We start from the raw sequence: 11815 nt of genomic DNA, 5'->3' as shown, positions 1-11815 counted from the left end.
GTGGCATCAAAAATCAGCGAGACTATTTAAACCGATCCTTAACCGATGACCAATGCAAATGTACCGAGACACTACAATAGTGGTTCATCGCCGTCACACAAAGCCACCCCACCACCCCGACCCAACCCTTATAACCACCCGAACCCAAACCTTCGTCTCGTATGCCATTTTGCAGCGTGGAAGAGGCGATCGAAGAGGTGAGGGCCGGCCGCTTCATCATCATCCTCGACGACGAGGGGCGGGAGAACGAGGGCGACCTGGTGATCGCGGCGGAGATGGTGACCCCCGAGGCGATCAACTTCATGGCCAAGCACGGCCGGGGGCTGATATGCGTGCCTTTGTCTGGCGATCGGGTCGAGGAGCTGGGCCTCCCCCTCATGACCCAGAACAACACCGAGAAGATGGGGACCGCCTTCACCGTATCCGTCGACGCCAAGGGTCGGGGGGTGACGACCGGCATCTCCGCCTTCGACCGGGCCGAGACCGTCCGGGCGCTGATCGATCCTGCGGCGACGATCAACGATCTGGTCATGCCCGGCCACACCTTCCCACTGCGGGCGAAGGAGGGCGGCGTCCTCCGGCGGGCGGGCCACACCGAGGCCTCCGTCGATCTGGCCAAAATGGCGGGATTGTATCCTGCGGCCGTGATCTGCGAGGTGATGGCCGAGGACGGAACCATGGCCCGTCTTCCGGAGTTGGAGGCTTTCGCCGCCGAGCACGGCCTCAAGATGCTCACCATCGACCGGCTGATAAAAAGGAGGATGAGGAGCGAGAAGCTGATCCAGCGGGTCGCCGAGGTCGATATGCCCACCGATTACGGCGACTTTACTGCCATCGGCTACGAGAGCCTCGTCGACGGCCAGTGCCACCTGGCCCTGGTGGCCGGAGACCCCTCCTCAGACGACGCCCTGGTCCGGGTCCACTCCGAATGCCTCACCGGCGACGTCTTCGGGTCGAGGCGGTGCGACTGCGGCGACCAGCTCCACCTGGCCATGAGGCTGATCAGCGAGAACGGGAACGGGGTTCTGCTTTACATGCGCCAGGAGGGAAGGGGGATTGGGCTTGCGAACAAGCTCCGGGCCTACGCCCTCCAGGAGAGGGGGCTAGACACCGTGGAGGCGAACCACCATCTTGGCTACCCCGCCGACCTTCGGGATTACGGGGTCGGAGCCCAGATCCTGGTCGACCTGGGGATCAAAAAGATGCGGCTTCTCACCAACAACCCTCGAAAGATCATCGGCCTTGAGGGGTACGATCTGGAGATAACTGACCGGGTGCCAATCGAGATCCCGCCAAACGACGAAAACAGAAGGTACCTGGAGACGAAGAGGGACAAGCTCCACCATCTCCTGCTCCAGGAAAGTTCGGGGTCAGAGTCGGGGAAGGAGTAGCCGGAGAGATCTCCGACCTACTCGATCGTCACCTTCTTTCGGGCCGTCACCTCGACTTTGGGGAGGTGGACCTCCAGGACGCCGTCCTTGAGGCTCGCCTTCGCCTCCTCAGCCTTCACCTCGGCCGGGAGGGTGAGGCTCCTCTCAAACCGCGCGAAGCTCCTCTCCTTTTTGTAGAACTCCTCCTCCTTCTCCTCTTTTTCAGCCTTCCTCTCGGCCTTCACCTCCAGGGTGTCCTCGGTCACCGAGATCTCGACGTCCGCCTTGTCCATGCCCGGAAGGTCCATGGTCACCACCACCTCCTCGTCGGTCTCTTTGACGTCGGCGAGGGGCTTCATCACGTCTGAAAATCGGGCGGGAGACTCGGCCATGAAGTCCTCTATCAGCTGGTTCATCTTGTCCTGGACCCTTCTGATCTCGGGCATGTACCTCGACTCGGGCTCGGAGATCCCTATATCCTCCATCAGTCGGTTCATCCTCCTCTGCAGGCGCTTGAAGTCATCTTTTGGAACTAACCCAGTCATGATCCATCACCATCAAGAGTTGTGTTTCCAAAACTCAAATATCTTACGATATTCTACTTTCCCAACATAAATAGAAGCCATATTTATATAATATATATTATATTCTTGCCCGTAAGTTTGAGAATCGTTATTTGATCTTTCAAATAAGTGGCAAATCACAATTTTGTTGTAATTGCTCAAAATGTATGTTATTTTCGAGAATGTGCTCAATACCATCATATAACTTTAACGTGAAGTTAATCTGAGTTCTATCTAAAGACCGCCTTTATATCTCATCCACATTATCTGATTAGCGGAGATGTATAACTAGAAAAATAGGGCGCATATAAATGATTTCTCCCTCAAGTGAACTCAGGTTAAGTAATATGCTCATCAAAGCATTAGCGTCAGATAAACGATTAAATATTCTTATATATCTTATAATACAGCGCAAGACTGTAACAGATCTCTCAAAAGAGCTTCATATTCCTAAATCAACGACCTATGATAATTTAGTCGTATTGATCGATTCCGGTTTAGTTAAGAAGAATAGAGGGAATAAATGGGTTTATTATGAGCTAACGGCAAAAGGACGTGAAATAATTCAAAATATGGCCTTAAAATCAAAGAAAAGTCCATATTGAGCAAAATTCCATATTATAGCGCTGTATTTGCACCTGAGCAAACGTGAAACATTTCGTCGTATTACGACATGCACTCGTTCAGAGCGATATCTTATTTATAATTTACGTTTTTGTTCGGAAAATCCGAACAATATCCGCATTTTGTTCGGAAAATCCGAACAATTTCGGTAGGTTTATGTAGTCTCTGGACGAAGTTACTGATCGTGCTCCTGAGAAGAGCACAGAAAAAGTGAGTGGGGTAAAGAACATGAGCGAAGTCGAAAAAAATGAGGCGCCAACAGCTGCGCCTCCTGAAAAAATAGAGAACATTGGGCCGCCTCAAACGCATGAAGGCGGAGATAACGGATGTGGATGCGCGACAGAATCTGCGACCACCGATTCCGGGAAACCCGTTCCCAACTACATCTACGCTCTGGGACGGGTCGTGGCCCGTTTTCCGAACATCGGGGTGGAGAAAGAGTTCGCCCGAGCCGCAGGAATGACAGAGACGACGGGGCTCACAGATCGAGAGACCTTCCATGCAGTTCTCTCAAAGCCGGAGAACCGATACCTAGCACGCAAGATCTGCTGGGCGTTCGCCATCGAAGGCCTGCCAGCCTACGTGCTGTTCCCTCGCCACAGAGGAGACCTGGAGGCACTGGTAGAGGCCATACGGCCAGCTCCCAAGCCCATGGACGTGGACGTGATCATAGGAGAAAAGGGTCCACTAGCGCCCGCGGAGATGTGTGGCGGTCTGCAGGTTCCGATGGTCGCCTTCGACCACGCCTTCTCCTTAGACCGGGATTCGATGATCAAGGCGATACCTCGACCTGAGTCGATCTCCGAGAAGGACGATCTGAAGTTCAGGTCGGCCGCAGGAGAGCTCTTCGACCGGATCATGCAGATGGCCGACAACATGGGCGCAACGGACGAGCATCGGGCTTTGAACTACCTGGCGGTCCGCTATCCAGCGATCTACGCGAAGGCCGCCGAGGAGTTCGGCCGCAACTTCTCCTTGACCGGCGTGGTGGCAAGGCAGTCGCGCTTGAGCGGCTCGCGTAAGATCGTATCTGCGATCTTCTCCTATACCCATCGCGAGACTGACGTCAACGAGAAGTATTTCGTGCGGGTGGACACCACAGAAGTCTTCCCGTTCATGGTCACCAAGATGGCGCCATACTACGACAGGTGAACAAAAGTAAAAGGAGGTGAGATGAGTGACGTGTTATTGCTGCAAAGCGACTTGCTATGGAAGTGGCAATTACGCCTGGTTCTGTGATTGGTCTCTAGGTAGCGCATCATCCCAGGCAGCCTCGTGGATTTCAGCGAATTGTCCGGGTGGAGGATCTGTCGGTTGTGGGAGTTATCCCGACTACTACTGCTGGTAGATCAAATTATTTTTCATTTTTTAGTATATAATTATATGTCGATGCGATGTAGAAGCCGAACCGATCTTCGGATTGATGCGCATATAAATCAAGAAGATACACGTCTGTGAGCGGTTTCGCATTTCAAGGAACGGATATAAAATAATGTAGCGGAGCCCATTTTTCCTCGTGACCATCCGCTACCTATCATTATCGGGCATATTTTACTCTACATCTCTTTTACTTTTACCAACCATATATCTAAACCGCCCGCACCGTAACGGTTTGTAATACCAACAATAATATATTCGCCGTCACTCGTTTCCTGAACCGAGGTGCCTTCATCGGTTCCCCGTCGGCCTGAGACCATATCCCACTCTAGGACGCCCTCGGAGTTCGTCTTTATCAGCCAGAGGTCGCCAGGAAAGGCTCCGTATGAGGTCGTATAACCGGCGATGATATAACCGCCATCGCTGGTCTCCTGGACAGATTCTCCCCTATCATATCCCAGCTCTCCGCCGATCGGACCGATATCTTGTACGGGCTCACCGAAGGTTCTGTTCCATTCCTCGCCTCCTTCAGAATCGGTCTTTATAAGCCAGAGATCCGTGCCTTCAGAGCCGAATGAGGTTGTATATCCTGTGACGATATAACCGCCATCGTAGGTCTCCTGGACCGATTTGCTGCCATCAGAATCTGACCCGCCATAAGTTCTGTTCCACACCTCGTTTCCTTCAGAATCGGTCTTGATCAGCCAGAGATCTGTGCTCCCGGCACTGAACGAGGTTGTATCTCCCGTGACGATATAACCGCCGTCGGATGTCTCCCGAACAGAATTGCCATATTCCGTGCCCAACCCTCCGAAGGTCTTATTCCACTCTTCACTTCCTTCAGAGTCGGTTTTGATCAGCCAAAGATCGATGTCGCCGGCACCATAAGACGCCGTTTCACCGGCGATAATGTAGCCATCATCTTTTGTCTCCTGGACCGACCAGCCTCCATTGAACCCAGAACCTCCGAAAATCCTGCTCCATTCCTCGTTTCCTTCTGAATCGATCTTGATCAGCCAGAGGTCACAGCCGACACCGTAGGACTCTGTCCTACCTACAAGGATGTATCCGCCATCGATTGTCTCTCGGACGGATTGGCCATTATCATATCCGGGCCCTCCGAAGGTCTTATTCCACTCTTCACTTCCCTCAGAGTCGGTCTTGATCAGCCAGGCGTCACCATCGCCAGCGCCGTAGGACTCGGTCACGCCTATGATGATGTAGCCACTGTCTTTTGTTACGTGGACTTCGCTCACCAAGTCGTTGCCGGGGCCGCCGTATGTCCTGTTCCATATCTCTTCAGGAGACGCTCCTACTAACAATTCGTCTCCCGTCTTTACCAAGTCTTCAGCGGTCTCCTCGGCCACAGCGAAGGCACATAGCGCAACCAGGGCCATCAAGATCGCTAAAACTCTTTTTCTCATTTCTATAGCCCCCCTCCTGTTTTATACACCTAAGGGGTCGTAGAGTCGCAAGTTGGTGGAATTCCAGTCACCAGATCAACTCAAACTCATCTAATATTACCCATATGTTGGCCTTACAGGACATTAAGCTATATAAGATTTACGAAAAATTAAGTATCAGGGCGCAGAGCTACTGCAGATACTCCGCCTGGATTGCCACGACCTCGCTGCTGTCCTTGGCCGCAGCGTACTCCTCCAGGGGCTCTTGGTTCAGCTCCAAAAAGACGTGACCCCAGGAAAATTTGGCCAGGATCTCTTCCGCCTGGGGCCGCTCTCCCAGGATCACCAGGGCCGCGGCGAAGGCCTCGACGGTCGAGAGCTTGAAGGGCTTTCCAAAGTTGACCGGGTTTGCGGCCACCAGGAACGGAAGCGCCCTCTCCTTCAGGCGCATCTTGCCGAAGACCTCCTCGGCATGAGCCCAGGAGCAGTCCAGGGCGGCGATGCCCCGGCCCACCTCAAATCTATCCGCGGGGGAGAGGGCCTTCTCTGAGAAGGGGCTCAAGACCAGGTATCCCCGAAGCTTGTTCCACCGTTTGGTGGTCCGTGCGAGCTTGAACCTCTCAAGCTTCTTTCCCGTGCACCTCTTGGGGTCGCACTGGTTTGCGTGATAGATCAGGAGCTCCATGATTCATGTGGTCTACCGATAATCCTATTAACGTTGTTTGCAACTCTCCCCACCATTATCCCTTTCGCAGAAATAAAGAACTCAGAGGCCTTCCCGATGAGCGAGATCTCCAAGGAGTACGACTTCAAGCAGGTTGAAGAGAGGTGGGCGGAAAGCTGGGACGAGTCCGTCTACTATTTCGACTGGAACTCCAGCGCGCCCCAGTACATAATCGACACGCCGCCGCCTTATCCCACCGGAAACTTCCACATAGGAAACGCCCTCAACTGGTGCTACATCGACTTCGTCGCCCGGTACAAGAGGATGAGGGGCTACAACGTCATGTTCCCCCAGGGCTGGGACTGCCACGGCCTTCCCACCGAGGTGAAGGTGGAGGAGATCCATGGAATAACCAAGAACGAGGTCCCCAGGGAGGAGTTCCGCCGCCTCTGCGAGGAGCTGACCGCCCAGAACATCGCCAAGATGAGGGTGACCATGAGAAGGCTCGGCTTCTCCAACGACTGGTCCAACGAGTATGTGACGATGCATCCCGATTACTACTCCAAGACCCAGAGGTCCTTCGTCCAGATGTTCAATAAGGGTATGATCTACCGGGAGGACCACCCGGTCAACTGGTGTCCCCGCTGTGGAACGGCCATCGCCTTCGCCGAGGTGGAGTACGACTCTCGGACCACGACCCTGAACTACCTCCGCTTCGGCTCAGACCTCGGAGACCTGGAGATCGCCACCAGCCGGCCCGAGCTTCTCGCGGCCTGCGTAGCCGTCGCCGTCCACCCCGAGGACGAGAAGAACGGAGAGTACATCGGAACCGAGGTCCGGGTTCCCGTCTTCGACTACACCGTCCCCGTCATCGCCGACGAGGAGGTCGACCCCGCCTTCGGGACGGGTGTGGTCATGATCTGCACCTTCGGCGACAAGCAGGACGTCCGATGGTGGGTCGAGCACGACCTCCCCCTCCGCCAGGCCATCGACCGGGAGGGAAGGATGACCGACGTCGCGGGCAAGTTCTCAGGGATGAAGATCTCGGAGTGCAAGGAGGCGATCATCGAGGAGATGAGGTCGTTGGGGACGATCTACAGAGAGGTGCCCCTCGACCAGAACGTAGGCCTCTGCTGGAGGTGCAAGACCGCAATCGAGATCCTCTCCGAGAGGCAGTGGTTCGTGAAGATAAACCCCGAAGAGATCGTCGAGACCTCCTCGGAGATCGAGTGGGTCCCCGAGCACATGGAGATCAGGCTGAAGAACTGGACTGGGACGATGGACTGGGACTGGTGCATATCCCGCCAGAGGATCTTCGCCACCCCCATACCGGTCTGGTACTGCAAAGCTTGCGGCGAGCCCCTGGTCGCCGAAGAGGAGTGGCTTCCCCTGGACCCGAACCTGGAGAAGCCGCCGATTTCGTGTCCGAACTGCGGCTCTGAGGATTTCGACCCCGAGACGGACGTCCTGGACACCTGGATGGACAGCTCGATATCGGCCCTCAACGTCACCGGCTGGCTCAGCGACCATCCGCCCCGCTACCCCAGCCAGCTCCGGCCCCAGGGCCACGATATCATCAGGACCTGGGCCTTCTATACCATCCTCCGGGCCAAGGCCCTGGTGGGGACGAGACCCTGGGACTCGATCCTGGTCAACGGGATGGTCCTGGGCGAGGACGGCCACAAGATGAGCAAGTCCCTGAACAACTTCATAGCCCCCGAAGAGGTGGTGGCGAAGTACGGAGCCGACGCCTTCCGCCAGTGGGCGGCCGTCGGCGGAAGCCCCGGAAGCGACGTCATGTTCCGGTGGAAGGACGTGATCAGCGGCGGCAGGTTCCTCCAGAAGCTCTGGAGCATGTACCGGTTCTCCGCCCCCCACGCCGTCAAATCCGATGACGCTGCTCCAAACCAGGTGGACCGATGGCTCCTCTTCGAGCTCTCTCAGATGATCGAGGCGGTCACCGACTCGATGGATCGGTTCCAGTTCGACGAGGCCTTCAGGGCCATCAGGTCCTTCGCCTGGGACGAGTTCGCCGACAACTACATCGAGCTGGTCAAGTCCCGGCTCTACGGTTCCGAAGGCCCCGAGAAGAGGGCGGCCCAGTCGACGATATACGCCGCCATCGAGGCTCTGACCAGCCTCCTTGCGCCCTTCACCCCCTTCATTGCCGAGGAGATCAGAACAAACCTCTCCCGCGAGTCGGTCCACGCCTCCTCCTGGCCAAAGCCGCTTGATATCTCGCCTCAGCCCGAGGGGGACCTGATCAAAGAGGTGGCCGCGGCGGTGAGAAGGTACAAGTCAGACCGGGGGATGGCCCTCAACTCTCCTCTCGCCGGGATCGAGGTCTACTCTGACCTGGAGCTGGAGACGACCGACCTATCCGGCTCCACCAGCTCGCCGGTAGTCGTGAGGCGGGGCAGCCCCGAGATCGAGACGAGGGCGGTGGAGGTTAGGCCTTCGATGAAGGCGATAGGCCCGGTCTTCAAGAACCAGAGCGGCGAGATCATCCAGAAGCTCAAATCCATGGACCCTGAGGAGGTCGCCCGGATGGCGGCGGCAGGAAAGATCGAGGTCGAGGTGGGCGGAGAAATCGTGGAGCTGGGCCCCGAGGCGGTCGAGATCGTGACCGAGACCCTCTGCGCAGGGAAGGCCGTGGAGATGATCAGCCTCGCAGACGCCACCGTCCTCATCAGGACAGGATCATGATCGAGGTCGAGGTCAAGGCCCGCGCCCCACCCGGGATCGAGGAGAAGATCCTCGGCCTCGGCGGCGAGCTGATGGGGGTGGAGAACCACCTCGACCTCTACTTCAGCTCTCCTTTCCGCGACTTCGCCCGAACCGACGAGGCCCTTCGGATCAGGGTCAAGGAGGTGGGTGCGCGCCTCACCTACAAGGGGCCGAAGCTCGACTCCGAGACCAAGTCAAGGCGAGAGCTGACGGTCCGGGTCGACGACCCAATAGCGATGGAGTCGATCCTGGAGTCGGCCGGCTTTTCGAGGGCCGCTGTCGTCAAGAAGAAGAGGACGAAGTACGCCCTGAGCGACGCAGTTCTGGCCGTCGACGATGTGGAGGGGCTTGGATCCTTCATCGAGGTGGAGCTCACCGGGGACGAGAACTGGGAAGATCAGAAGAGGCTTGCTCTCGATATCCTGGCGAAGCTCGGCCTTGGAGTGTCGATACGAAAGTCCTACCTGGAGCTGTTGGCGGAGCGATGATAATATGTCCTCTGAAACTATCCGGGAGAGGTTCTTTCCCATGGCTGTGATGATCTTTTTCGTGGTGGCGGTCCAGCTCCTCTCCCTCGCCCTGATGCCCCCCCTCGCGGAGACGGAGGTCAGGATCTTCGAGAACCCGGAGTCCGCCGCCAACCCCTTCAGCTACATCATACTGGTCCTTGGGTTCACCCTATTCATACTGATGGCCATGAAGCTGAAGAAGGGGTGGGTCGTGAGCGGGGTGGTCCTTTTGGCGATGGCCATGGGGGTCTACTACGTACTATCGGCCTTCTTCCCGCCGACTCTGGCGCTCCTCGCTTCCCTTGCGATCCTCGTCCTCCTCCACCTCTACCCCGAGTGGTACATCATCGACCTGGTCGGCCTACTCGTCTGTGCGGGGGTGGGGACCCTCTTCGGCCTCAGCATGACCCCCTTCCCCGCGCTCCTCCTCCTGGTGGTCCTTGCAGCCTACGATGCCATATCCGTCTACAAGACCCGCCACATGGTCACCTTGGCCGAGGGGGTGATGGAGATCAGGGCACCCCTCCTCTTCGTGGTTCCGAGGAAGAGGGGCTACAGCTTCCGGCGCGAAGGGCTTGGCTCCGGAGGCGATCGGGGCGCCTACTTCCTGGGGCTGGGGGACGCTATCATCCCCACCGTCCTGGTGATCTCCGCCAACTGGTCCCTCGACCTTCCCCAGGTCGAGCTCTTCGGGATAGGGGCGAACCTTCCGGCCCTGGGGGCGATGCTGGGGACGGCCTTGGGCTTCGCCGTCCTCTCCACCACCTCCAGGGACAGGCCCCAGGCGGGACTTCCCTTCCTCAACGGCGGCGCGATCCTCGGATTTCTCCTCGCCTCTCTGGTCGCGGGGGCGGCCGTCTTCTGAGGTTCACCGACAACTTTTTTTTGGCATCAGCCCATCTCCGCTACCGGAGGTCAAAGAGGTGGATGATAACGACGTCGTTTTAGAGGCGCAGTTCGTGCCTTTCTGCCCGAAGTGCGGGACCGAGTGCGAGGCGAGAGAGCTGAGACGACCCCTCGACTCTGACAACTGGAAGAAGATCGTGATCGAGGCGATTTACTACTGCCCCAAGTGCGACAACTACTGGAGCGAGGGGCTTTTGGAGAAGGGGTACAAGTGACCTGAGATGGCGAAGATGGTGGAGGAGGGCGCAGTCGCCCTAAACGTCGAGGGGGCCTTCTACAACCCCAGGATGAGGCTGAACCGGGACATCGGGGTGGCGGTGGCCAAGTCCCTCGGGATATCTGACTACCTCGACGGCCTCGCCGCCAGCGGAGCGCGCGGCCTGAGGGTGGCAAAAGAGGCAAAGGTCGAGCACGTGGTCTTAAACGACGTCAGCCCAAAAGCGGTCGCTCTCATCGAAGAGAACGCGGAGAGAAACGGCCTTGGGGCTTGCGAGATCCTCACCTCCAACGCCAACGTCCTTCTCCACCAGAGACACTTTGAGGCCGTCGACCTCGACCCATTCGGATCGCCCTCTCCATTCCTCGCGGCAGCGTCCCGGTCGGCCGATAAATACCTCTTCATAACCGCGACCGATACCGCCCCCCTCTGCGGAGCCCACCTCAAAAGCGGCATAAGAAAGTACATGGCGGTCCCGGTCAAGGCCGAGCACCACCGGGAGATGGGGGCGAGGATACTCCTGGGGGCCGTCGCGAGGGAGCTGGCGCGGGTGGATAAGGGGATCTCGCCCCTCCTCACCCACGTCACCGACCATTACGCCCGGATCTACCTCAGGATCGCGAGGGGGGCGAAGATGGCGGACAGAGCTCTCGAAGGCATGGGCCACCTGGAGCAGTGTCGCATCTGCGGTCGGTGGCGGACCGTTCCCGGTATGGCTTGCCGGTCCTCGGGGGCTTGCTCATTCTGTGAGGGGAGGGCCGACGTCGCGGGTCCCCTCTGGCTTGGGCCGATCCAGGATCGCGGGGCTATAAGAGCAGCCCTCTCCGAGCTCGAGGGCTCGAAGGCTCGCTCCGAGCGGGCCGTCCGACTCCTCCAGCTCTGCGCCGAGGAGATCGACGTTCCGATGTACTACGACCACCACAGACTATGCAGGAAATTTAAGACCACGCCGGGGGCCGCCGATAATCTCATCAATGATCTCAGGTCTGCCGGCTATAGCGCCTCCAGAACCCATTTCAGCGGTGTGGGTATAAAGACCGATGCTCCCTTTGAACTCCTTCAGGAGATATTGTGCTCTATTTAATCGTGCAGAGGTCGAAATTATTATCCCGACCCATCGGGATTGCAACTTCAGTTTTAGCTTGACCCGAAAGTTAATATGGGATAAGGGAGATAACCTGGGCTGGCCAAAGTGCAGATATGTGCTCTGGCTTAGTGGCACGAGATGATGAAAAATTACCCCCTTCATTGCTACTCCCTTACATCACCTCGTGCCAACCCTTCATTGTAGCCCCATTAGCTCCCGATCTCGCCTATTCTATTCATATCGTTTCTTCTCCTTCCACTTCTTCCGCGATCCACCTTCTTGTGATCGATCCAGTCCAGTCAGCTCTCTAACACCCTCAAGGCGGCCCAAAGCCTCAGAAACGATAAAATAAAATGGCTCTGATACCA

Annotated in this window: 11 protein-coding genes; 8 read left to right on the top strand and 3 right to left on the bottom strand. The window is 57.1% G+C overall.

The window, feature by feature from the left end:
* Nucleotides 1–161: 161 nt before the first annotated feature.
* Nucleotides 162–1391: a bifunctional 3,4-dihydroxy-2-butanone-4-phosphate synthase/GTP cyclohydrolase II gene (locus ACP5EL_RS02670; protein WP_428400897.1), complete on the top strand. Its 1230-nt coding sequence runs from the start codon at nucleotides 162–164 to the stop codon at nucleotides 1389–1391.
* Between the two features lie 17 nt (nucleotides 1392–1408).
* Here ACP5EL_RS02670 and ACP5EL_RS02665 read toward each other — a convergent pair whose 3' ends face one another.
* Nucleotides 1409–1915 (bottom strand): Hsp20/alpha crystallin family protein, encoded by a 507-nt coding sequence (locus ACP5EL_RS02665; RefSeq protein ID WP_428400896.1) that lies wholly within the window; start codon nucleotides 1913–1915, stop codon nucleotides 1409–1411.
* A 365-nt stretch (nucleotides 1916–2280) separates the two neighbouring features.
* Between ACP5EL_RS02665 and ACP5EL_RS02660 the strand changes: the two genes are divergently transcribed.
* Both ACP5EL_RS02660 and ACP5EL_RS02655 read left to right on the top strand, forming a co-directional pair.
* A complete protein-coding gene (locus ACP5EL_RS02660) occupies nucleotides 2281–2538 on the top strand; it encodes a winged helix-turn-helix domain-containing protein (RefSeq protein ID WP_428400895.1) in 258 nt (85 codons plus the stop codon).
* Nucleotides 2539–2785: 247 nt separating this feature from the next.
* Entirely contained in the window at nucleotides 2786–3709 is a 924-nt protein-coding gene (locus ACP5EL_RS02655) for a hypothetical protein (RefSeq protein WP_428400894.1), read from the top strand.
* A 404-nt stretch (nucleotides 3710–4113) separates the two neighbouring features.
* Here ACP5EL_RS02655 and ACP5EL_RS02650 read toward each other — a convergent pair whose 3' ends face one another.
* The gene (locus tag ACP5EL_RS02650; RefSeq protein ID WP_428400893.1) at nucleotides 4114–5358 is read right to left on the bottom strand and encodes a hypothetical protein; all 1245 of its coding nucleotides are present in this window, start codon (nucleotides 5356–5358) and stop codon (nucleotides 4114–4116) included.
* 169 nt (nucleotides 5359–5527) lie between these two features.
* A complete protein-coding gene (locus ACP5EL_RS02645; RefSeq protein ID WP_428400892.1) occupies nucleotides 5528–6022 on the bottom strand; it encodes a DUF367 family protein in 495 nt (164 codons plus the stop codon).
* A 96-nt stretch (nucleotides 6023–6118) separates the two neighbouring features.
* Between ACP5EL_RS02645 and ACP5EL_RS02640 the strand changes: the two genes are divergently transcribed.
* The 5 genes from ACP5EL_RS02640 to ACP5EL_RS02620 are packed head-to-tail and all read left to right on the top strand — an operon-like array spanning nucleotide 6119 to nucleotide 11444.
* On the top strand, nucleotides 6119–8707 hold the full coding sequence (locus tag ACP5EL_RS02640) for a valine--tRNA ligase (protein ID WP_428400891.1): 2589 nt from the start codon (nucleotides 6119–6121) through the stop codon (nucleotides 8705–8707).
* A complete protein-coding gene (cyaB, locus tag ACP5EL_RS02635; RefSeq protein ID WP_428400890.1) occupies nucleotides 8704–9216 on the top strand; it encodes a class IV adenylate cyclase in 513 nt (170 codons plus the stop codon). Before ACP5EL_RS02640 ends, cyaB begins: the two co-directional genes overlap by 4 nt.
* Before the next feature lie 4 nt (nucleotides 9217–9220).
* Nucleotides 9221–10102, top strand: a complete 882-nt coding sequence (locus ACP5EL_RS02630) for a presenilin family intramembrane aspartyl protease PSH (protein ID WP_428400889.1) — start codon at nucleotides 9221–9223, stop codon at nucleotides 10100–10102.
* A gap of 58 nt (nucleotides 10103–10160) precedes the next feature.
* Nucleotides 10161–10358 (top strand): hypothetical protein, encoded by a 198-nt coding sequence (locus tag ACP5EL_RS02625; RefSeq protein ID WP_428400888.1) that lies wholly within the window; start codon nucleotides 10161–10163, stop codon nucleotides 10356–10358.
* Between the two features lie 6 nt (nucleotides 10359–10364).
* Complete coding sequence (locus ACP5EL_RS02620) at nucleotides 10365–11444, top strand: tRNA (guanine(10)-N(2))-dimethyltransferase (protein ID WP_428400887.1); 1080 nt, start codon at nucleotides 10365–10367, stop codon at nucleotides 11442–11444.
* Nucleotides 11445–11815: the final 371 nt, after the last annotated feature.

It is taken from the genome of Methanocrinis sp., assembly GCF_049974945.1.
Classification (GTDB): domain Archaea; phylum Halobacteriota; class Methanosarcinia; order Methanotrichales; family Methanotrichaceae; genus Methanocrinis.
The sequence above is the reverse complement of the archived record's forward strand: the minus strand, read 5'-3'. Positions and strand labels throughout refer to the sequence as shown.